The 22,597-nt window shown below is 58.5% G+C and carries 10 protein-coding genes, 1 tRNA gene and 2 pseudogenes; 6 read left to right on the plus strand and 7 right to left on the minus strand.

The window, feature by feature from the left end:
- Positions 1-22: 22 nt before the first annotated feature.
- Positions 23-98, plus strand: a tRNA-Ile gene (locus tag IVB27_RS24470).
- A gap of 229 nt (positions 99-327) precedes the next feature.
- Here the strand turns inward: IVB27_RS24470 and IVB27_RS24475 are convergent.
- Positions 328-479, minus strand: a pseudogene (locus tag IVB27_RS24475) (IS3 family transposase); the annotation flags it as partial.
- 113 nt (positions 480-592) lie between these two features.
- On the opposite strand from IVB27_RS24475, the gene IVB27_RS24480 reads away from it, so the two are divergent.
- A complete protein-coding gene (locus tag IVB27_RS24480) occupies positions 593-4,579 on the plus strand; it encodes an nSTAND3 domain-containing NTPase (RefSeq protein ID WP_247445739.1) in 3,987 nt (1,328 codons plus the stop codon).
- Between the two features lie 495 nt (positions 4,580-5,074).
- Here the strand turns inward: IVB27_RS24480 and IVB27_RS24485 are convergent, their stop codons facing one another.
- Together IVB27_RS24485 and IVB27_RS24490 are read right to left on the minus strand one after the other, a co-directional pair.
- Entirely contained in the window at positions 5,075-5,998 is a 924-nt protein-coding gene (locus IVB27_RS24485; protein WP_247445740.1) for a nucleotidyl transferase AbiEii/AbiGii toxin family protein, read from the minus strand.
- Positions 5,995-6,609: a type IV toxin-antitoxin system AbiEi family antitoxin domain-containing protein gene (locus tag IVB27_RS24490; protein ID WP_247445741.1), complete on the minus strand. Its 615-nt coding sequence runs from the start codon at positions 6,607-6,609 to the stop codon at positions 5,995-5,997. Before IVB27_RS24490 ends, IVB27_RS24485 begins: the two co-directional genes overlap by 4 nt.
- 89 nt (positions 6,610-6,698) lie before the next feature.
- Here IVB27_RS24490 and IVB27_RS24495 point away from each other — a divergent pair, with 89 nt between their 5' ends.
- The gene (locus tag IVB27_RS24495) at positions 6,699-10,760 is read left to right on the plus strand and encodes a helix-turn-helix domain-containing protein (RefSeq protein WP_249811707.1); all 4,062 of its coding nucleotides are present in this window, start codon (positions 6,699-6,701) and stop codon (positions 10,758-10,760) included.
- 409 nt (positions 10,761-11,169) lie between these two features.
- Here the strand turns inward: IVB27_RS24495 and IVB27_RS24500 are convergent, their stop codons facing one another.
- On the minus strand, positions 11,170-12,219 hold the full coding sequence (locus IVB27_RS24500) for a hypothetical protein (RefSeq protein ID WP_247445743.1): 1,050 nt from the start codon (positions 12,217-12,219) through the stop codon (positions 11,170-11,172).
- A 498-nt stretch (positions 12,220-12,717) separates the two neighbouring features.
- On the opposite strand from IVB27_RS24500, the pseudogene IVB27_RS24505 reads away from it, so the two are divergent.
- The 3 genes and pseudogenes from IVB27_RS24505 to IVB27_RS24515 form a co-directional block, all read left to right on the plus strand.
- A pseudogene (locus tag IVB27_RS24505) lies at positions 12,718-12,888 on the plus strand (IS3 family transposase); the annotation flags it as partial.
- Positions 12,889-13,207: 319 nt separating this feature from the next.
- A complete protein-coding gene (locus IVB27_RS24510; RefSeq protein ID WP_247445744.1) occupies positions 13,208-14,131 on the plus strand; it encodes a HamA C-terminal domain-containing protein in 924 nt (307 codons plus the stop codon).
- Entirely contained in the window at positions 14,131-16,242 is a 2,112-nt protein-coding gene (locus IVB27_RS24515; protein ID WP_247445745.1) for a DEAD/DEAH box helicase, read from the plus strand. Before IVB27_RS24510 ends, IVB27_RS24515 begins: the two co-directional genes overlap by 1 nt.
- 872 nt (positions 16,243-17,114) lie before the next feature.
- Here the strand turns inward: IVB27_RS24515 and IVB27_RS24520 are convergent.
- The 3 genes from IVB27_RS24520 to IVB27_RS24530 all read right to left on the minus strand — a co-directional run bounded on the left by IVB27_RS24520 (position 17,115) and on the right by IVB27_RS24530 (position 22,574).
- Complete coding sequence (locus IVB27_RS24520; RefSeq protein ID WP_247445746.1) at positions 17,115-17,960, minus strand: HNH endonuclease family protein; 846 nt, start codon at positions 17,958-17,960, stop codon at positions 17,115-17,117.
- Positions 17,957-20,860: an AAA family ATPase gene (locus tag IVB27_RS24525; protein WP_247445747.1), complete on the minus strand. Its 2,904-nt coding sequence runs from the start codon at positions 20,858-20,860 to the stop codon at positions 17,957-17,959. Before IVB27_RS24525 ends, IVB27_RS24520 begins: the two co-directional genes overlap by 4 nt.
- A gap of 643 nt (positions 20,861-21,503) precedes the next feature.
- On the minus strand, positions 21,504-22,574 hold the full coding sequence (locus IVB27_RS24530) for a DnaD domain-containing protein (protein WP_247445748.1): 1,071 nt from the start codon (positions 22,572-22,574) through the stop codon (positions 21,504-21,506).
- Positions 22,575-22,597: the final 23 nt, after the last annotated feature.

Raw genomic sequence — 22,597 nt, forward strand, 5'->3', positions numbered from 1 at the left:
CGTCAGCAAGACGATTGGGAACGGGCCTGTAGCTCAATGGTTAGAGCCGGCCGCTCATAACGGTCTGGTTGCAGGTTCGAGTCCTGCCGGGCCCACCAAGAATATCAGCGGTGGTGGCGGCGACGACTTGCTTGGTCTTCGTTGCTCGCACCGCGACGACTGCACCAGAAACCGCACCAGATACGTCCACTTTTCGTTCGTGCGCAAGCTCGCGTACCGCAATCCACTCGATGGCGCTAGACCGATTTGGGGGATGGTAGATGTAAACGTCACCCACTCGTCGACGTAGTCGAACACATCGGCGCGCGCCTGGTCCCTGGCCCTCTAGGTTTTGCCTTTCGTCCGTACAGACTTGAGCGACGAGAAGAAGCTCTCCATCGCGGCAATGTCCCGGGCGTTGCCGGAACGGCTCATGCCGCGCCGCAGACGTTGCCGTGGTCGGCCATCAGGCGCTGGAATTGCCCGCTGGTGTATTTGCTATGCCTGCACCCAGAACAACTGGACTGATTGCGCCGAGACCCTTGTTGCGATCAGGAGGCCATCGCGATAAACGAGGTGATTTAAAGTTCTCGATTGCGCAAACGCAGTTTGAATGAAGGGCCAAGATCCTCTGTTGTCACAAAGCACATCCAGCTCAGCCAGCGGTGCGACCGCAGCCCTGGCCGGCTACGAATATCAGCTCAACGTCTCTGTGCTGGCGGCTCTGCGATTGCTGCTGATTACGAAATCGGCAACACGCATCACGTTAGAGCCGGCCAATGAGGAAGATCTTGAGGCCGACTGCGAAGCCCACGAACCGGGCCGGGTGGTGCCGAGTGCCATTGTCGCAGGCGGCTACAAGCTTGTCGTGCAGATTAAATTCCGCAGGGGTGAACCGTGGTCGATCGAAGACCTCGACAGATTGCTTAACCATGGCGAGAAGCGAAGGCCTGCGAAACATCATCTCGATGACCTCGACACGCGGTTTCTGTTGGTCACCAACGCCGACGCGAAAGGAGCCGCACGTAACTTGCTCGTTTCCGACTTTGAGGAGCAATCGGACCCACTGGAATTCCCGTCTTCTCTCAGGAAGACGCTACCCTTTGCGCCAGAGGGACGCATTGCGATCCGGGGCGGGGCGACAGAGAGATTAATTGAGCTCGAGATCGGCTATATATTGAGCGAGCTGCTTCGTGTCCCACACTCTCGTCAAACCGAGTGCCGCGGGCAACTTTGCCAGGAAGCTCGACGCAGAATGCGCGGAACCGGCCCGGGCGTCTGGACACGCGATGACTTGTTGGCAACGATCCGGGCTCACGGCGGATATCTTGCGAGCGCAGCGGAACTCGTGGGGTTCGTCAAGCCGTCGAACTTCGCCGAGATGGCATCTCTCCTGCAACAGCGAAATGCCATCGTGATCACCGGGCCTTCCGGGACAGGAAAGACGCTGGCCGCAATTGCTCTTTGCGATATGGCTCGTCAGCAGGACGGGCGGCTCGATGTCGTCGCCGTGAATCCTACTGATGAACCCTCGATTACAAGACGGCTGATTGACACCGGACCTACGCTCTTCTACGTCGAGGATCCTTGGGGCCAATATAGCCTGCGACGCGGGTCAGAAGCCTGGACGGAGCAACTACCGCGTCTTTTGAAAGATGCGCGTCCCGGACATCGATATGTCATAACCTCCCGCAGTGATATGCTCGGCCAGGCCCGCGCGAACGACGCATTCAACCGGTGGTCAATCGAGCTGAATGCCGAGCAGTACAGCAACGGCGAGCTGGCTCATATCTACGACAAGCGCATGGACCTGCTCGCGACCGATCTACAGCCCAAAGCGCTCAAGTTCAGACAAGCGGCGCTCGAAGCGTTGGAGACCCCGCTCGAGCTAGACTTGTTCTTTACAAACCTCGCGGATGGGCTTCAGTCAGATGAGGCGGATCGCGCGTTCTTGCAGCGCCTGCTCGGCTTGGCCCACCGAGATGCCGTTGAGGGCGTCGTCGTCAAATATCTCGGCGCGACCGATCAAATCGGTCTGTCCGCCGTGATCTGGGGCTTGCTCGCAGCGCGAGGTCAAATCGATCGCACCCAGCTAACTGCACTGCAACGTCAGCTGCGAAAGTCCGATGCCGGATTGGCCGATGGGTTAGAAACGACCATCGACCGTCTGGTCGCCACACGCCACCTCCGCCAGCCCCTGCGCACGGTTTCGTTCGCGCATCCGAGCGTTCGGGCGGGCTTCGAAATGTTCCTGAAGGAAAACTGGTCTCGCAGTGAGGTTGCCCTCGAATCTCTCCTTGCAGCCCTGACTAAATTGACAGGTGCTTTTCGTGCATGGGGGTTGGAGACGGCCGCCCGCTCGCTGAATGCTGCCAATAATCTATGGGCGACGATCGAGGGAATGGATGACACTTTCCAGGCGTCGGACGAAAGCCGGTCCGCGATTGACGCGTGGCTCGAGGAATCCCTGCTCGACCCAGACGCCGATTTCCGGGCCCTGCTGCAATTGGCGGCGGACGTTGGCACGAGCGCGTCCATCCCCGCCGAGCTCGCAAGATGGTTCATCAAGGGGGTAAGACGCGGCGGTGCGTTCTTTATCGACGATTGGGAGCCGCCAAGTTTCGACGATGCCTGGTACGAGCGAGTCTCAGCTGATCCCCGATCGGCAATTATCGCCGATCGCTTCATTCGCGAGCAGCTTCCACAGGACCATGGATCCTATGGTCGCGACCTCGCAGACAAACTCGATCGAATTGCAACTGGTCTGACACCCGCGTTCCTTGCGGTCGCTCACAAATTGATCGGGACGGGGTTCGATCGAAACGTCGACGCAGTAGCGGAAGGCGCGGTCCGAGACCTCGCTGGATACGAGGCTGTGTTGATCGCGGCGCTCGACGATTTGGCGGCCATTCGGCGATCTCGCCGCGAAGACACCGGGAAAGAGTGGCGAGCTGTTGAGGATGGCGAGTACGACAAAGGGTACGAGGAATATTACGCGACGCAAGACGACGACAGGGACTACGCATCAGGCGTCATCGTCGACACCTTCATCGAAACCATGCGCAATGCCAGCCGATGGCAGGACTTGGCCAACCACGCGCGGCTAACAGACTTTGCCTGGCGCTGGGCGCAGGAGGTTTTTACCTCCAAGGCTGCGGCGACGGCAGCCGAAATCCGTACGATTCTGGAAGCGACCCGCAAGAGCGGCGATGAGGAAGCAGGTTGGAACGCGGCGCGTCAATGTTGGAACGCGACGTTGGAGAACCTTCTGGCGGACCGGATCTTGTCGCAGCCGGATGATGAAGGCTTGCGCAGGTCCCTGATCCAGTGCGCGATCACCGCGGCTCCGTCGATCTTGATCAATTGCCTGGAGACGCATGCGGCGTCACCCTCGGCGTTCGTTCATCTGTTGGTCGATATTTATGCCGTTCAAGCCCGTGTCGAAGCGGAACGGTTGGAATCGGTGTTCTCGAAACTCTCTCCAGAAGCAAGGGAACTATTTGAGGCGTTCGAAACGAACAAGCAGGAGCCACGTCCGGTAGGAACAGCTGCCCTCGCCTTGCTTGAGGCTGCAGCGCCAGTTGCGGCTTCGACCGTGCTCCGTGTGATCGTGCCAGTGATGATCGCAAGTTTATCAAAGCCGGCCCCCGTTGTCCGCAGGTGGCTCGCGGAAGCGACGGACGGCGCCGAGGCAGCTGCCGCAACTCAGGCTGCGATCACGATTGGCCAGGAACCTCTGATCTGGTTGGCCCTGCACCATGATCGCGCCGACGCGCGTCAAAGGGCGCTTGAATATCTGGCGTCAAGACTGCCAGATCCACTACCTACCGAGCTCCTTGCTCTTGCGAGTGATAAGGGTAGCCGGGTCCGCCGCAGTTTGACCGCTATCCTCAGCAGCCGACCGCACCCGGAGCATTTTCCGGTACTCATGCAACTGACTCTGGACCGTTGGTCCGATGCCGAGCCGCACTATCAGGAGCCGGACTCCTATCCGATCGCGCGCGAAGCTGTGGCCGCGCTAGAGACGTACGCATCACTTGGTGATGAGACCGGGACCAAGCTGATCGCGTTGGCCAGGCAGACCTCCGACCGGCAGCTACGCCGGGACGCGTTGAGCGCCGCGGCCCGATTTTGCGGGCCGGCCATTCGACGCCAGATCTGGTCGCTCTTTGCTGACAAGGCGCTTGGTTGGCTGCGCGTCGACGCTATCGACGCATTGAGCACCGCCAGCACAGTGGAGCTCGAAATCGTAGGGAAGATCACCGCAGACCTTTTAATGAGATTGCCGCCGCCGCTGGCGGCCTCTGCCACGATTCTGGTGGGAGCGCATCTTCCAGTCGCCGATGCCGTCCAAATGTTTGAGCGGGTCGGACATTCCCAACCGCACAGGGCATTGTTGCTGCTCGGCGTCATCGCGTTAGAGAGCCGAGACCGTGCGACCGCGCTTGGCCTCCTCGAATTGCTCGACACCGGCCACCCGGCACGCAGACTGCTCGCAACTGATGAGCTTTTGCCGTCGACCGTTCTCGACGATCTGGGTGACGTCCGGATCCGACGATATGTGGGTCAATGGCTGAATGATCGAATTGCGAAGAAATAATTGGTGGACTTTGGCGCACCAGCGCCCCACGGCAAATAGCCGACAGGGGCGTCCAAGCATCGCATGGGAAAACGCCGAGTTATCAGGTAAGGATAGGATCAGCGCGATAGGTTCTCGTCATCGATAAACCTTTGACGCGATCGGGCGACTTCATCAGGGACACGCCCCTGGACTTGTGGGGCCGGATGGGAGGCCGCTATCAAAAGACTCTCCGGAGTTCGGCCGCATTATGGTCGACGTGTCGTCCACCAATTCTGAAATTGTTAAGCGCTTGAAGAACGACCCGTCGTTAGCCTGGACCCTACCCTCTGGAAGGTTTGAAGAGATCGTCGCGGAAATACTGAACCTTCAAGGATATGACGTCACGCTTATTCCCCGCCGCTCTCCGAACTTGAGTACTGCGGCGCGGATGGTCATATCGACGTGCCATCTCCGATTTGCGGATGGACTACTTTCGAACGTGTCTCAGGTTCGCTGTTGTGCCCGATAGTTTCGCTAGCGCCAAGCTCCGGCGCCCGGATCCCATTGGCCCTTCGCACCCTCGGGCACGCCGAGGCGGTCGATGACGGGGCCGAAGAAGCGCCGCAGATCCTCCTGCAGTTGCGGAAACGGCGGCGGCTTAAGGTTCGGCGGAGTCCGGCGGAGAAAGCCCGTCCACAACCCGCGCTCTTCAGCGACCACGGCAAATGATTGGGTGAGGCCCACAGGAATGCCGGTCGGGAACGCTGTATCTCGGCGCCGAAGCGTGCCGCCAACCGCCTCGACCACCCTAGACAAGTCAAAAGCAAATGTGCGCGTTATGACCCAGATGTCATGAAAATCCTTGATCCGGCCGTTGATCTCGCCGAAGCGGAGCATTGCCTCAAACTTCTCGGCGACGACAGTTTCTGGCGGGTACATTAGGATGTTCGCCTGCGGCAGGCCCGGCAGTAGGCTGGGGAAGTTTGCGCGCTTTGGCGGCGGATAGACGTGGTCTCCGAAACCGATGTCAACCAGCACGGGGATGATCGCCCGGGCTAGGCGCCCTTTCAAACTCAACCGAGCGCCCTGATACTTGTCGGCTTCGCGGAGGTGCTCGGTTTTCAGCGTAGATTGGTCGAAAATGATGCCATCGTCAGCGACCTCCACTTGGCAGATGCGCGTGAAGAGTTCAGCAAGCGCTGCAGGATCGGGATCGCCTTGGCCGAGCAGGTCGAGGTCTCCAGTGGGACGAAAGACATGCTGGGGCCAAGTGACGAACAGCATCGCGCCTTTCAGCACGAAGCGGTCGGCAGCGTCTGTCTGGCTGAGACGGAACAGCAGGCGTTCGATAGCGTAGCGCGTCAGCACGCGTCCGAAATCTTCACGGTGCTGTTTGGCGTGTGCGAGAAGTTTGGCCCGGATCGACGCGGCGGGATCCTTGACGCTCTTCCCCGTCATTGCATGGCCTTGATAAGAGGCTCCATCAGGCTTGCGACGCGGTCGATGGCCGCAAATTTCATGAGCTCGCTCGGAGTGGTCTTCCTCTGGCGCAGGGCGTCGCGGAGCGCTTCGATCGCCACGTCCTCGCCGACGTGGCGGCGATGCTTAAAACAATCAGCGACAGTTTTCGCTACGCAGTAGATTGGCACCTGCACACCTTCCACCTCGACGTGCTTGACGCCAACCGTCAGGGCTTCGCCGGTTGCGCGGACGATTTCCAGCCGCAGGCCCGGCGCATTCGGCGTGCGGGACTTGTGAGGTATGGTCATCCAGACAGCGTGCGGCAGCTGGGTGGTCAGCTCGTGCTGACGAAGGGCGCTGATCAGGCTGACGACGCCGTTCGGGACCAAACGCGCCGCCTCGGCCAGGTCGTGTGCGACGTCTTGCCCGACGCGCTCGGGGTCTTGGTAGAGGCCGCGACCGAGGCGAACAAGGTCGCCGGCGTCGGTTAGGCGCTTTAGGTAGACGAGAGGGATGCCGGCGGCCTTAAAATCGCGCGCGCGCGCAATCCCTCGAGCCCGGGTGAGGCTGAGGGCGCGCTCGCGGTAATTATACTGACGTTCGGTCATATTGTTACCTAATGTCGGCAAAAACTATCAATTGTCAACGAAAGGGAACAGCCTGGAATTCTGAGCTGATGTCATATATATTGTATGACATGACTGGGTCCAGTCCCCCTATTGATCTCACACCGAAGCACGTGCGGGCAGCACGTGCTCTCCTTGCATGGTCGCAGCGAGATCTCGCGAAGGCGGCTGGGGTGGCGACCTCGACTATCGCCGACTTCGAGCGCGGCCAGCGCACGCCCGTGGCAAATAATGCCCAAGCTATCCGTAGCGCCCTTGAAGGGGCTGGTATTCGGTTCCTGCCCGCTGGCGCCGTCATTGGGCCGGCCGTGCCAATTATTACCAAGTCCGATCGTCCCGGGGCGCCGATCAGATGGGTCACCGCTGAAGATCTTTCGGACTGGGCTAACCGTACCGATGGCGCTGTCAGTCTCCCGACGCTTCTAGCACACCTGATCCAGGCTACCCTCGGTCCATCGGCTCAACTTCGGTTCCCCGCCGACGAGGGCGTCCGGCATCCTGGCTGGGACGGACTTACCTCGACTGTGGTCGGCAGTGCTTATGTGCCTGTAGGCGACGCGGGATGGGAGATCGGTGCTCAGCGCAAAAACATCGTCCAGAAGGCCAGTGACGATTACCGAAAGCGAACGGCCAAACCCGCGCCGCTCGACCCTACCGACGCAACCTATGTATTCGTCACCCCGCGCCATTGGCCGCAAAAGGACGCGTGGGCAAAGACGCGCCAGGATGAAGGTCCCTGGCGAAAGGTTCTCGCCTATGACGCCGACGACCTAGTTCACTGGATAGAGCAAACGCCCGCCGTCGGACTCTGGCTTGCGACCCGTCTGGACAAACGGCCACCCGGGACGCGAGAGCTCGAAGAGGTTTGGGAGGAATGGTCGCTTGCGACCCAATGGCCTCTGACGGAGGACCTGGTTCTCAGCGACCGGGACCAGGACGCCGCCGAAATCCTACGTTGGCTTCGCGGCGAGCCGTCCGTGTTTTCCCTCCAGGCGACCACGACGGAAGAGGTAGTGGCGTTCTTCCACGCCACTCTCAGCGAGCTGCCCCACGACTTGGCGACCGCCTACCGCGCCCGCTGTCTCGTCGCGACTACCGTCGCTGCGGCCCGGACTCTGGCCAACGCTCCCGCGCCTCAGATCCTGCTACTAACAGAGCCGGAGCCCGGTCTAGCCCGGAGTCTTGCGGAGCGCGGCCACTACGTTCTGCAGGCCTACGACGAGCGTCCGGTGTCGCGCGGAGAAGTCCGCACGCTTGCCCGACCGACACGCGAAGGGATCGCCAGCGCTTTGACGGGTGCCGGCATTGCCGAGCCGCGTGCGAAGTCGCTCGCCCGCGACAGTGCTCGCAACCTCGCCGTCCTACGTCGTTTGATTCCTGGAGCTCCTGGGCGACTTCCAAAATGGGCGGAGGAGCCGCCGCCCCAGGCTCTGCTCGCGGCGCTCTTGGCTGGAGGCTGGGATGAAAACGCCGGAGCTGATCGGGCTCGACTCTCGGAGCTAGCCGATCAGCCCTATGACACCGTGATCGCCGCTCTAGCGCCATACATTGGCCAATTCGACAGCCCGTTGCAGAAGATCGGTTCGACTTGGCGCGTCGCCTCTCCGTCAGATGCTTGGTTCCTGCTCGCGCACTACCTGACGAGCGCCGACATAAAGCGGTTTGAGGCCGCGGCGTACGCCGTCCTAGGGTCGGCGGACCCGCGCTTCGACATGGATCCTGACGAGCGCTGGATGGCGGCCGTTCACGGCATTCACCGGGACTACTCGGGCATGCTGCGCCATGGCATTGGTCAGGTCCTCATCATGCTTGCTTTGTGGGGCGACCGGGTTCGCGCTGTGCCTGACGTCGCTCGGCGGGCCGACGCCATTGTAGGAAAGCTGCTTCAGAACGCGGATCAGCGACGGTGGTGGTCGCTCTCCCGCGATTTTCGCCTATTGGCGGAGGCGTCGCCGGGCGCCTTCCTGAGCGCAGTCGAAGACAGTCTCGACCAGAACGACCCTTCCATCGGCGCTCTCTTTGGCCAAGACGACGGTGGAGTGTTCGGTGCTGAGCACCTGTCCGACTTGATGTGGGCTCTCGAAGCCCTCGCCTGGTCGCCAGACTGGATGCCGCGAGTGACCCATGTCCTAGCGCGCTTCGACGCCATCGACATCAAACCCCGCCGGTACACAAATGGCCCAGCCAACAGCCTGCGTGAGATCCATCTGCTCTGGATTCCGCAGACCTATGCCAAGCTGGACGAGCGGCTTCGCGCGCTAGATCTGATCAGAAAGCGGGAGCCAAACGCTGCGTGGAAGCTGATGCTCGGTATCCTGCCTCGGGGGCACGATACCTCGACGCCATCGCCTATGCCGCGTTGGCGCGACTTCACTGTCGACAATGCTGAAACGGTTACCTGGGCCCTCATCGGGCGGGGGGCTGCCGCGATCAGCGAGCGCCTGCTTGCCGACGTTGGCTTGAGCCCAGCGCGATGGTCGCTTCTGCTCGACCGCCTTGGGGATCTGGCGCCCGACCCCGCCGCCGCGCTTGAGGCGCTTGAGGCGACGGAGCCGCGGATTACGGACAGCAACGATCGGGCGATGTTCTGGGACAAGCTGCGGCGGGTGCTCAACCATCACCGACAATTTCCGGATGCTGAGTGGTCACTGCCAGCGCCAGTGTTGGATCGACTAGAAGCGGTCTACGACCGGTTCGCCCCCACCGATTCGCTCAATGAGGTTGCCTGGCTTTTCCAGCAGTCGGTTCAACTGCCGAACCCTTCAGGTGCGGGATGGGAAGCCGAACAGCGGGATGTCGAGACCGTGAGGCAGCAAGCCGCGCAGGCGGTCTACGCCAAGGGCGGGATCGCCGCCGTCCTGTCACTCGCCAGACTGACGGGTACTGCTGGCTATCTTGGCAAGGCCCTCTATGACAGCGGGTTGTCTGCACCCGAGCTCGACGTTCTACTCGAAGCAGCAGTTCGGAGCGACAATGCCCGCGAGCGGGACGTCGCGCACGGCCTGATTATCTCCATTTTCCGAGATCGCAAGGAGCCCTGGGCGGCGGCGCTGATCGGAAAGGCGAGAGCCGGAAGCTGGAGCCACACCGCTCTACAGACTATTCTACGCGCCCTTCCCATCGAGCGCTGGACCTGGGATCAGGTCGCCAGCATCGGCGGTGAATTCGAAACAACGTACTGGCGCCACGCGCCGGTGTTCTGGATGAGCGACGACAGCGAAGATGTCGCCTACGCTATCCGTAAATTGATCAGCGTCGGCCGCGCCCGGCACGCCCTGCCGCTCGCAGGGCGGGGCAATAAGGTGCATCTGCCCAGCGACCTGCTGGTTGAGGTACTACGGGAGGCCGCTCGCCAACCTTTCGAAAGCGACGGCGACAGCAACGAAGCGACCATGTTCCAACACTATGTCGCAGAGATTCTGGAGCTGCTCGACGAACGCAACGACATCGATCGAAATGCACTCGTCGCCCTGGAATGGAACTATCTTCGGGTGCTGGAACACTCTCGCCGACCGGCGAAGGTGCTGCTGAGGGCCCTCTCGGAACAGCCGTCGCTGTTCATCGAAATGCTAAGTGCGGTCTACAAGGCCAGCGAGGAAAGTGGGGTTGTCGATCGGGAGCCGGAAAACGCTGAGAATGCGCGAGCGGTCGCCACTCAGGCTTATCGCTTGCTGGAGCTTTGGAATCGGATTCCCGGGACACTCGACGACGGCTCGATCGACGGCATAGTGCTGGAGGCTTGGATCAAGGAGGCGCGAGCCCTGGCCAAGGCGGCCGGGCGGGAGGACGTCGCCGACAGTCGTATCGGCAATATGCTGTCGGCCTCGCCGATGGGCTCGGACGGCAATTGGCCGGCCGAGCCAGTCCGGGAGGTGATCGACCTTTTTCGTAGCAAGCCGATGATCGAAGGCTTTCAGATCGGCAAAGGCAACCGGCGCGGCATCACCACCCGCATGCCCGGCGACGGCGGTGAACTCGAACGCCAGGAAGCTGCAAAGTACCGGGCGTGGGCCAAAGCGATCACCTATGATCACCCTCATACGGCTAAGGCGCTCGATGCTTTGGCGGAGAGGTATGAATGGGACGCGCGCCGGCACGACGAGCACGCCGAGCGCCTCGACTGGGAGCCCTAGGCGTTCACCAACGGCCCGTTGCTCCGGTCCCATGTTCGAGGTCGCTGAGGGCTGCGAGTTTAACTCGTCAATGCAATCTCGCTATTCACTCCACTGCGCTCAACGAAAACAGCCGGCTCCGATGCAGACGCGCGTCGTCAGCAAGACCAAACGTCTGCCCCTATTGTAGTGACAGGGCGGATAAGTGATTGTCGGCACATCCAAGAGTTGGCGCTAGCGTAGCGCGCGATGCATTCACCGGTCCGCGCAATCGAAGGTATCATCCGGCTAACCCGTGTTGGTGTGCAAGCCGATGCCATCCCACCATTGGGCACTGGCTTTTCTGTCATCCGCTCTCAAACCCACTAGCGGCACCGAGCATCCGACGCTGACGAAAGTGAAGGCAACGGTACAAGCGCCTCTCTTCTAACTACCGCTCCAGCCTCATCAGCATATCGTCGACACGCTCGACCAGAATGCTGTTGTGGTCATCCCCGTTTTCCTTGCGATGAAGCATGTCGCAAAGGTCTTGGATATCGAGATTGACCAAGAGCTTACCGCTGTCCCGTAGAACGCCGCGCGCCGCCGCCAGAGCGTTTTTATCCGCCCCATTCCTAGAGATTATGATAGCCATCGACCGCAAAGCAGTACAGAAGAGGTACTTCTCGGTCGTGTAAATCTGTGTTTGTTTGATCTTCGCTCCGTAGTTCTTGAATTCGAACACGATATACCGGGAGCGAAACTGACTGACGATCGCATTCCAAAAGTCGTGTTCTGACGCTACTCGCACAACGAGATCGTAGAACGAGAGCTTGGTATCGCTCGGCTTCTGAGCTGACCAAGCGGTGAGATCCTTGTCAAAGATATAGCGTAAAGCCTCTATCATCTTCTCTTCGAATTTCTCGGCATCGGCCCGCCCCATCGGTATCGCGTTTATCTCTTTGCAGAGATCACTCCCTTTGGTTTCCTTCAGAATCGTCGGCAGGCCGGCCGGCGGCGTTAGGGGACTGGAAAAATCAAGCTCCATGTTCGTTTCCAGCGGTTGAGGTACTGCGACCTCGGAGAACGGCAAGGCCTCGCGAGTAATGTCCTCAAACGTACTACCGAGCGCCGGGTGTTTCGACACTAGGAATGCGAGATTGTCGATGTCGTAAATCAATAAGTTTGGAAACAGCGATTTCACCTCGCTATGTACGCGGGATTCGACCTTATTACCGATGACGAGTATGCCACGCTCCGCTGGCCAGGCACGCCGCATATACTCCGCTTGAAGGGCGGAGCTCCTTAGAGCGTGAGCCGGCATGGTCCGGGATCGGAAAATATGCGTGCCGCCGACCGCCGTGGCCCCTGTCCGTGAACGAATCAGCAAATGGGGAGACCAACGGAGCCCGGCGGGAGGACCCGCTTTGGACTCGGCGTGGAAGCCTTCAGCCCTAAAAAGCTGAAACACCAACTCGTCGAACCGGTCCTCAAGGTCCATAGCCCCACCCCACCTCGTGCCGCCAGAAACGAGCAAATTTCCAGCTCTTGCGGGCCTGATTACTTGGCGCTGCACTTCTATCCGAAACGTTATCCCAGATACTCATGCGCACAAAGCAGAAGCAATGGGTTTACGCATGGCGACAATGACTCTGTCGCGCCCTATGACCGCTGTTGGCCCATAGCTACCGTTGATGCGGTGCAGCTACATGCCGGTTGATGGGCAGACTGGACTATGCGGCTACCCGGGTGCGACGTGCAAACCCTTCACATAGGGCCGCCTGACCGCATGAGTCCGGACTTGAGGTCCGTGCAACGTTTCCGCTGGGGATAGGAAGCAAGGGGACAACGCAATGAGACTCGTAAGGGGATGATGCTGCCGATTGCTCTCCTAATAACCAGTGACACGATTGGGGCGGGATTTGCCGTGGCATTCGACAATCAACCAGAACGTCTATCGCTTTGTGCGTGGGTTATGACGTACACTCGCACTACTTTCTACAACGACAGACGACCGCACTCGCAGCTTGGATGGAGAACCCCGTCCGAGTTCGCGATGACCTGCCATCCGCGCCGGGATATGGCGCTGCGCTATACCGAAGGCTCCGCGCCAGCTCCCACCGCCCAACTGCGCAAATCCAACGGCAAGGGCGAACTCAGAACCGGATAACACCTCGGGGCAAGGTCAATGCGCCGGCCCCATGGACCCGCCGCTGCTTGCCGGCGCGACTGGGGCAAGGCCCGGCCCCGATTCCGCGACCACCATCGCCAGCACGAAGCCAGGCTGATGGGCGGCATCCTTCGGCTCAGCTTGAAACGGACCGTCGCGTTCGCGGCAGCAATGAGCGTGAAACACCATACCGCCGCGGGCCCTGCCCGCTCAAAAAACCCGGGTAAAGGTATGCCGCCCACCCGACTACCCAGGAATGTGCGGTAGGAATTCGTACCAAGGTGGACTATGCGTATGTCTTTGGGAGACAATTATATCAATGACAGGCTTGTCATTCGAGATCCTTATCGATGACGCTCTTGCCGGAATCACTTCCGTGTCTCAGCTCACCGCCTTAGTGAACAAGCGGGTCCTCAGTTTAATTAACGACTTCGAGGACGCCGAGTGGCGGTATCTCAAGTTCCAGAGTTACCTCTGGGACAATATAGCTCAAACCGCCCTGTCCCAAAGAGAGCGATCCGCACTTGTGGACCAGAGTCACAGCAGTCTTATAGCCGCCGCTCAGAACCTCAGATTGACTGACAAGGATGAGCTGGGTCAGGGCAGCGAAATTGCCGAAGTGTTCTTGTATGGACTAATGCGCCATCGGTTTGGCGCTTTGCCAGTCGTTCCAAAGATATTTTACAAGCAGAACGTTCAGGACAATGCCAAGGGTGCAGACAGCGTACACATCGTAGTGAATGGCGACGACTTTACACTCTGGTTCGGCGAAGCGAAATTTTACAACTCCATAGCTGATGCTCGACTCGATGCGGTAGTGACTTCCGTCCTAAACTCGCTTTCGACCGATAAGCTGAAGAAGGAAAACGCGATCATCACCAGTGTCTCGGACCTGGATGGCCTGGCGATCGAGGCGGGCCTTCGGGAGAAGATCAAAGCCGCCTTAAGCAACCGGGAGTCGATCGACACGCTGAAGGCGAAGATTCATATACCGATCCTCTTGCTACATGAATGCGCTACGACCGCGGCTGCGAAGGAATTGTCCCAGAATTACAAGGCAACGTTGACCGCGTTTCACAAGGAACGGGCTAATTCTTACTTTTCAAAGCAGCTCGCAAAATCCAACTCAGTTCACAAATACGGTGATCTCAACTTCCACATCATCCTCTTTCCCGTCCCAAGCAAGAAAAAGATCGTTGATGCGTTTGTCCACGCGGTAGCCTTCTACAAAGGACAGAAATGATGGAGATTTTTGAGACGTGTCAGGAGATCAATGGGTTGCTATCCAGCCAGAACGAGCTGGCTGCCAGAAACCTCCTGATACAACTGCTAGCAGATTTGGAGCAGGCTAAGACGCCCTACCCTCAATTAGTGAACCATATGATCCGGGCGACCGGCCTGTTTCCCTACCTGCAACTTGAGAGCGCATCATGGGATCAAAAATACGTGCATCATGCGTTTGAGGTCGACGTTGGGCGTCGATTGGCAACCCTGCACCGAGAGCAATCGTCTATCCTTGCCAAGCTGCTGAACGGAAACAGCATCGCGGTAAGCGCCCCAACGAGCTTCGGGAAAAGCTTCATCATTGATGCATTTGTAGCCGCAAAGCATCCCGACAACGTCGTGATTATTGTTCCGACGATCGCGCTCATGGATGAAACACGAAGGCGACTGTTCAAGAAATTCTCCGACCACTACACGATCATTACTGCGCCGGATACACGGCTCGGACTCAAAAACATCTTCATCTTTCCGCAGGAGCGCGCCTTCGGATATCTGGCATCCCTGGAAAAGATCGACCTTCTCGTAGTCGATGAATTCTACAAGGCGAGCCAAGAGCACGACCCCGAGCGCGCCTCCACTCTCATAAAGGCGATTCTAAAACTTTCCAAGAAGGCAACCCAGAGGTACTACCTTGCGCCGAACATCAAGAAACTCAACGATAATGCGTTCACGCGCGACATGGAGTTTATTGAACTCCTTAATTTCAATACGGTGTACTTGAATATTCAAGAACCTTACAGGGACTTTGGAGGAGACGCCGCCAAGAAAGGCGCGAAGCTTATTGAGCTGATTTCTCCTGGCGATCAGAAAACGCTTGTCTATGCCGGTACATACTCCGAGATCCGAAAGATTGCCGACCTTGTAATCGAGAACCTGCCACCCGTTGATCGGATCTACACCTCAGCATTCGCCAAGTGGCTCAGGGACAACTACGAAGAGGACTGGCTCTTGGCCGACCTGGTTGAGCGCGCCGTCGGGGTTCACAATGGCAGCATGCACAGATGCCTCAGCCAGCTGCAGATCAAACTTTTTGAATATGAGGACGGATTCGACAGCATTGTGTCCACCTCTTCGATCATTGAGGGTGTCAACACTTCCGCTCAGAACGTGATCGTATGGCGCAGCAAGGTTGGCAGGACCAACCTTAAGGACTTTACATACAAGAATATTATTGGCCGCGGCGGGCGCATGTTCAAGTACTTCGTAGGCAATATTTTCCTTTTAGATGCGCCGCCAAAATCCGAAGATGCCCAACTCGAAATCTCGTTTCCAGATAAGATGCTAGGGACTCTCGACGAACATGGCGATGCAGACCAGCTGACAGACCTTCAAATTGAACGGATCGTCGAGTACAGAAGCCAAATGTCCGCTATCATTGGCGCCGAACAATTCGGGCGCCTCAAGAAGGACAATCTTCTTCAGGACAGCGATGCCGACTTTCTGCTGCGTTTGGCGAAAGACATGAGGGACGCTCCGGATGAGTGGAAGGGGTTCGGCTATCTCAACTCATCAAATCCCTCCCAGTGGGACCCTATGCTGTATAAAGTACTCAAACTCAAACCCGGCGGCTGGGATACGACATGGTCTAACGTTGTGAATGTCACCAAGGCGATCGCGCACAATTGGCATGATGACCTCTCCCAGATTATTTCGACGTTGAGGCAAGATGGCATAAGCATAGAGGACTTCTTCAAACTGGAGCGGACTGTTACGTTTAAGTTGTCCGCTCTCCTGGGCGACGCAAATGAGCTTCATAAGATCATCGTGAACCCTTCTGTCGACGTTTCCGGTTTCGTGGGCAGGATGAGCCGGGCGTTTCTCCCCAGTGCAGTCTACCACCTCGAGGAATACGGCCTACCGCGCATGATATCGAAGAAGATCCATACCGCTGGGCTCATCAATTTTGAAGACCCCGAGATGGATCTCATAAGAACACTTGAGAGATTCAAGTTTTTGGGGAGTAACGCGGTGCTCGCGATCAAATCTCTAGGACCTTTTGATCGCTATATTGTGCGCTTCTTCTTCGACGGAATCACTCCTGACGAGCCGCAGACCCCGGAGGACGCTTGAATGTTGCGCTGAAGGCATGGCAATTACACGAGCGGATCCACGCGATCCCGCTAAGCGAGATGGGGATAGGCCGGAAGATTTGGCACTCCCAACTCAGTTGGACCGATTCATCATGCTGGCCGGACGGAGCCCAGCATGGGTGAGAGGCCTATCGTTTGGATGTTTTCGAGCGCCTGATTGCGGCAGAAGCCGAGCGCGATCGAAGGACCCTGCGCCAGCCATGCTCTTCGTCTACTTTCCTCCTCCACGCGGCTCGGAGAAAGCCGAATGCCTGCAGGATCTTGTTAACACCAGCGCTGCCACCGGACCAATCATCGGGGGAGCAAAGTGCCAGGTAGGCCCTTCCAGCCGGCCAGCACCACTGTCCCGGAAGCGTCGGTCTAGATGCGACGAGCCGGTTCGGGATGGTCGAGCTTGACTAAAAGACCAGAGTCGAACGAGATAATCAAAGCGACCAGTGCATGCTGCGGGATCTCAATAGCTGAGAAAGGATCGTCAGCGGAAACACAACAGCAAGCCCGTTTCGCGCCGGCCTCTGTCATCGCTAGGGCGCGAACGCCGATCTCTATGCGGTGCGGCGCATCTCCCACCTTTCAACTGACGTCTTCATCGAGCTCACGCGCTCGCACTGGCGGCAAGAAGATTAAGGGCGCCTGTGGGTTCGGACCTTTCGTTTGGGATAGGGCCACCGCCCCTCCCCGCTCCGCTTCGGCATCCTTGACCTGTCCGCCGATAGGCGGTCTGAGCTACGATAACCTCGCCTCGCGCGACCTCGATCTTTGCACGCTGCAGTACCAGGGATCAGCACCAATGCCGCAAGAGCTATTGCTGCCCGCCGAACAAGACGCATTTCATTCCAGCGCCGTCCGTGCTCAAGTCTTTTTCAGAGGCAATTCAATAGCGATCCCTTTGCTCGCGACGCGTTGACGAATAATCTCGAATCCTAGCTTTTGCATAGCAGTGTATGACTCCCGTCCCTCCCAGATCGCGTTGATGCGTTCACGCAGCTCCTCCTGTTCCTCGCTACCACTCAGGACGGCCGTGCAGTATTGCTGCAGAAGCACCCTTGCATTGCTAAATGCAAGCTTGCGCGATTTCACCAGCACCTCGCGACGATTTAGGCCCAGCATGTGCAGCGTCCGCTTGCCCATCTCGGTTCGCGCAAAGACCTCGCCGGTATCCAGGAATTGCAAGTGATCATCCGGCTCGTCCTTACTGGGATTTATGAGCAACGCGACTTCCCTCTTCTCCTGGTCAGGCTCGGCCGCTCGAAAGCCGTCGACGGGGAAGCGATCGGCCTTGCCAGCCCCCTCGCCCTTGCCCGCGCCGTGTTTACGATAACGATTGCAGTCGATGCAGGCCGGGAACAAGTTGTCCCAGTCGTACGCCAGCCAGTAATAGCCGGGATGATCGATCTCGCCCCACTTGCTGACCTTGACCTTGATCGGCTTGAAGTTGTCGTCCGCAACGCGCCCCTTGGGACGGAAATGCTCGACGTCCCCCGGCTGATTGCTTCCGATCACCGTTTCACAGTAAGCGCATTTTTGATTGAATATCTTTAGCAGAAAGCTCATGTATTTCTTGTACAGTTGGTCTTCGACTGTGGTGTCGCCCCGCTTTCTGAACTCCTTAATTAGTTCGCCGCGCTGTCGCGTCGCCTCGGTGAAAACGTCCTGCCAAGACGGGTCCTGTTGCGGATCTTTTACTACTCTAATCACGAGGCTGCCCTCGACGTTGTCGCGCTAGCTGCTTCGAAGTGCTTACGCAGGATTTCCGTTTCATCTGCCGACCACTCCTCTGGCTCAGTAGTCTTGACGACGGCAGCCTCGGTGATCGCGCCATAGCTCACATTGTTTAAACGCTGCCCGAGCTCTTGCAGCTCATCATCCTCAGACTGGGTTCGCTTCACCTTTTCAAAAAGGTCGTAATAACGATGAATGAGACGCTCCGTCTCCGGGTTGCGATCAGATTGGAGGCCAAACACCACACTTGTGAGGATCTCCTGGCTGCTGCGGCCATAGAAATCGAGGTCGAATGGTAGCGGACCGACACGTCCGCTGCGCCGATCGCGCTCCAGCACACACATTTCTTTGCCGCGCAGCGCACCTGCGAGCAGCGGCGAGTGCGAGGTAGCGATGACCTGAACATTTGGAAAGAATTTTTTGGATAGTTCGACGAGACGCCGCTGCCAATCCGGATGCAGATGTGCATCGATTTCATCGATCAGTGTGATCGCGTGCTCCTTCTGCGGCTCCGCCGCCTGGGGATAGAAGTCATACATCCGCTGCACCAGAACTCCGAGCCAGTTGAAGATCGACGACATACCCTGACTGAGATCGTCGAACGGCACATCCTCCGGCGAAGCGACGTCTTTGTCGTCGATCTTCACGCGAATCACATAGCTGCTGTCGAGGGGCGCAAGCTTCCGGAACATGCCGGGCACAACGTCGTGGATGATATTGTCGAGCAATGCCTTCTTCGCCACTGCTCGCGCGTCGCCGCGACCAGCCTGTTCCAGCACATTGATCAGCCACTGCTTGAAACTGCCGAGCCTCCGGTCCACCTCACCACTGACCAAAGGCAGCAGATCGGCGGGCTCCGCAAGACGCGCTTCTAGCGGGGCCGGCCCTTTCGGGTTGATTGAGGGGGCGCCGCGCAGAGCGGGGAAGCCAAGCACTAGTGCCAGCCCACCTTGCACGGGTGTGGTCGCGCTCGGCACCACGGAGACGTCGCGGTTGCGCACAAGCCGCGTGCGCAGGACTTGTGAACCGAAGGTGAGCTCGATTGCGGCTTCGGTTTTTCCGACCTGGAGCAGGCGTCCGGCTGCAGCGCTCGCCTCATTGCCACTCAGAGCAAGCCCGATGGCGCGCAGAATGCTCGACTTGCCGCAACCATTGGGACCGAAGATCACGGTCCATGCGGCGCCCGGAACACCGGGAATCTGGGTCTGAAACTTTAGCTCGAGTTGCTCGAACAGACCAATGTTGGTGAGCTTGATGGCCTCGATGCGGCTGGCGGCAAACTCGTTGGGCGAGCCTTGGGCGCGCCCACGGGCCGGCGCGGTGAAGCGCGCAAGGTGGGCAAGTTTGGTAACGAAGTCGGAGACTGCAATATGGGTCGTATCGGCGGTGTAGGGCAAAAGTGTCACACCGAATCGCGATACCGTAGCGCTCAGCAGGCCGATGTCGTGGCGATCCGGCACGAGCGCGAAATGTCGCTCGCCGGCAACTTCCAAGTCCACGCCAACGGCCTGTAGGAACTGCTCGAGCGTGGTAGCGCCGACGCCGATGAACACGAAATTCTGCGTCTGCAGCAAAAGCGCCATCTGGCGCTGGAATTCCGGCCAGCGCGCTAGGTTACGACGGAGTTCGGTCATCGACAGCGATAGCGCATCGGGCCGGTCGAGATCACCCATAGGCCGTAGAAGCGCATGCGTGCCGCTCTTGATCGCGTTCGGCAGTTCACTCGCTTGTTCAAGTGAGAACTTCGACCAGCCGGTCTTCCCCGCGAAGATGCCATCCGCCAGCGTATCGCGCGCGAGCGTAACGACGCCGCGCCATGGCAGCGCAGCGAGGGTATGGTGCAGCGAAGCATTTGGCCGCGTAGTCGAGATGATTTCCTGTATTTCGCGCGCGACACGCTCGTGCGGGACGGCAGCAGCGATCGCATCCATCACCTTGTTGTAGCCGTCGCCGGAGACGATCAATTTCGCTTCAGCTTCAACACTCTCGATCAGGCTCCTCGGAAGCGCATCGTCCAACCGCTCCACGAGCTGAGCTACGAGAGTTGCACCATCGGGATAGCCGGCCTGTGCAGAGGCACCGCCCCCAAGCACCAGCATCGCGCGCCCCTCGCCTAAGGCTGTCAGCACGGCTGACGGCACCTCTGGAGCCGGCAACACCGCCCTCGTCACTACTGCTTCTTCGATCTCGGTCGGCTTCGCCGCTAGAACGAGAGGCGGTTTGGACTCCGAGGGCTTACGCTTAGCCGAACGGATAGCAAGGAAACCGACAAGCGCGAGGAATGCGCCGCCAGCAGATGACACTCCTACGATTGCAGGCCAAGGGCTGCGGACGAAGATATTGAGCGGGCTCGACTTGATCCCGGTTTCGCGATCGATGAGGTAGATGATATGTGTGGAGCCCCAGCTGATACCGAACACCGTCGCGAGCACGTCGCGGTTGAGGGTGAAGACGAATGATCCCTTCATCCGCTCCAGACGTGCACCGTCTGAGGTCGGCTGAAGTGAATCGGAAAATCGCGCGGAGGCGATGCCCCGAACGAAGCTCTCGCCATCGATCGAAACTGCCAGCCGATCCAGCACCTCCCCTATACCCCGACGCCCACTCGAATCATCAGCATACCGAACGACGAGATCGAATTGGCCGATCGCAGCGCTGCCCATGATCACCGGATTTGGGTCGACGGCTCCGAGAGTAAAGTCCACAATTTGAAACGGCGGCCCAAACTGGACAGGCGACTCATGCTTGCCTGGGGCTGCGTTGTCAGGGGTCGAGAGCTGCTGAGCGTTAGCTGGCGCCTTCGGTTGATCCAGCGGACTCTTCGAGGACTGCTGCTGGACGTCATCCGCAGACGGCGTGCTACCGAGCTTGTCCATGGCATATGATTGTGCGGTAGCAAGCATGAGGACGACGACCGCAAGAGCATTTGCGCGTCGCACCCGCCACCCGGACGTCATCATCGCTCGCATGACAAATCTCTCCCCAGGTTCGCAGCCGAATAGAACGAGACCGTACAAGAGTTGCAGATGTGCAGACACCCGTGACAACTATTCACTTTGTTGTGCAGCTGCAAAACTAAACAGACGCCATAAACGCTTGGAGAGAGTGGCGGTCCACTTCGTGCGCCGATCTCATTGCGAACTCGTCTCAATCTTACGCTGCACGTTACCGCGTCTACGCGGGCTGCTCAACAATCCAGACAAACATCTTTCTTACTAGGGAGCGTGCGTCTGCACTCGGACCAGCACCCAGACTTTGCCCTACAATTTGTGCCCAGGTCGCCGCCTTGTTCACGCGAGCTTGCTGAGCTTCAGCTAAATTGCCGCCCTTTTCGACACTGCCGCTCTCATTCAGAAGTAATCCCACACACCTCTACCCAACGCCTTCGAGCGCAAACTACCCCATCCGGTCCGCCGCACGTTGAACCAGGACTGCCCTTGTTCTCGCAAGAGACACCTAAAGTCCCGAACCTTTGCTGTTCGACAGGCACGCAGTGTTTCGACTGCTCCGCAACTGGTCCTAGCGCGCCTGCACCAACGTGACCGTTGAGGTCTTCGGCAGCGCGTCTTTGGACGTCGCGGCCGTTATCACCTGTGACACCAAATCTAACACCTGCAGCGATCGGGCTTCTTCGTTACTGCCAAACACGGGCGTCGGGATGAAGAAAGTCTCCGCACCATAAGAGACGGTTACTGCCGCCCCGGCGACGGTCCCAGCAGCTCGCTCGACCTCAAACAGCGGAACTGCCAACCGGCGGCTATCTTTCTCGATCAACACTTCGGGCAAAAACCGATGCGTCGAATAGTTCTGCGCAGCTATCAGCTCACCAAGATAATAGAGGATTGCTTGACTTGTGCGCGGCTTGAATGGGAGTTCGACCTCGAGGAGCCGCAGTTGTCTGACGAACGTCTGGAACGTGACCATCGCACACAGATCTCTTCCGACGTTTAGCACCGTCATCGTGCCATGCGTCTCGGGGAAGTCTTGGCAGCCAGCCTTATAAAATCGGTCGCGATCCCTTTCCATCGCAGCGCAGATATCAGCGTCACGCTGGTTTCCTCGGGTTCGACACCTTACGGCAGCTTCGCTCGCTATTCTCTGCCGTCTCTGCACCGCAAGCGTGTATTCTTGGACGAAGATCAACTTCACAAGTTCTTTCGGAAACTTCAGCTGATCGAAATATTCAACAATGCTCGGCGATAGTGGGCGCTGGAGTTCTTGGGCGAAGGCCGCATAGTTAAGATTGTTCATCGTGAAGGAGGTGAACCCCCCGTTTACGTTCAAGGTGGGATTGATGTTGTACGTCGTCAGCCCTAACGGATCGAAATTGAATGTTCCTCCAGCTGTACCAGAAAACGTGGGACTTGCGGCGACGTCTCCGAATCCAACAAAAGACATCGGGGCGCGTTGGCTCGCCCTAACTGCATTCAGCAGGATTTGGCGATTGTTCGATTCTGCAATGGCCTGATTGTAGGCGTCGGCCTTATGTTCAAGTTCGCCGCGTGTGCAGCCCGCAAGGGAAGCCAGCGTGATGATTAAAGCAACTGCCCGATATGCTGATCTTCTCTGACATTGCAATTGAAAGCGCACAGCCCCCTCCTATAACCCAAAAA

Source organism: Bradyrhizobium sp. 197 (assembly GCF_023073375.1).
Taxonomy (GTDB): Bacteria; Pseudomonadota; Alphaproteobacteria; order Rhizobiales; family Xanthobacteraceae; genus Bradyrhizobium.

Coding starts and splice junctions, on each gene's coding strand:
- IVB27_RS24480 (WP_247445739.1), top strand. CDS start 593: ATGAAGGGCCAAGATCCTCTGTTGTCACAAAGCACATCCAGCTCAGCC.
- IVB27_RS24485 (WP_247445740.1), bottom strand. CDS start 5,998: ATGACGGGGAAGAGCGTCAAGGATCCCGCCGCGTCGATCCGGGCCAAA.
- IVB27_RS24490 (WP_247445741.1), bottom strand. CDS start 6,609: ATGACCGAACGTCAGTATAATTACCGCGAGCGCGCCCTCAGCCTCACC.
- IVB27_RS24495 (WP_249811707.1), top strand. CDS start 6,699: ATGACTGGGTCCAGTCCCCCTATTGATCTCACACCGAAGCACGTGCGG.
- IVB27_RS24500 (WP_247445743.1), bottom strand. CDS start 12,219: ATGGACCTTGAGGACCGGTTCGACGAGTTGGTGTTTCAGCTTTTTAGG.
- IVB27_RS24510 (WP_247445744.1), top strand. CDS start 13,208: ATGACAGGCTTGTCATTCGAGATCCTTATCGATGACGCTCTTGCCGGA.
- IVB27_RS24515 (WP_247445745.1), top strand. CDS start 14,131: ATGGAGATTTTTGAGACGTGTCAGGAGATCAATGGGTTGCTATCCAGC.
- IVB27_RS24525 (WP_247445747.1), bottom strand. CDS start 20,860: ATGGACAAGCTCGGTAGCACGCCGTCTGCGGATGACGTCCAGCAGCAG.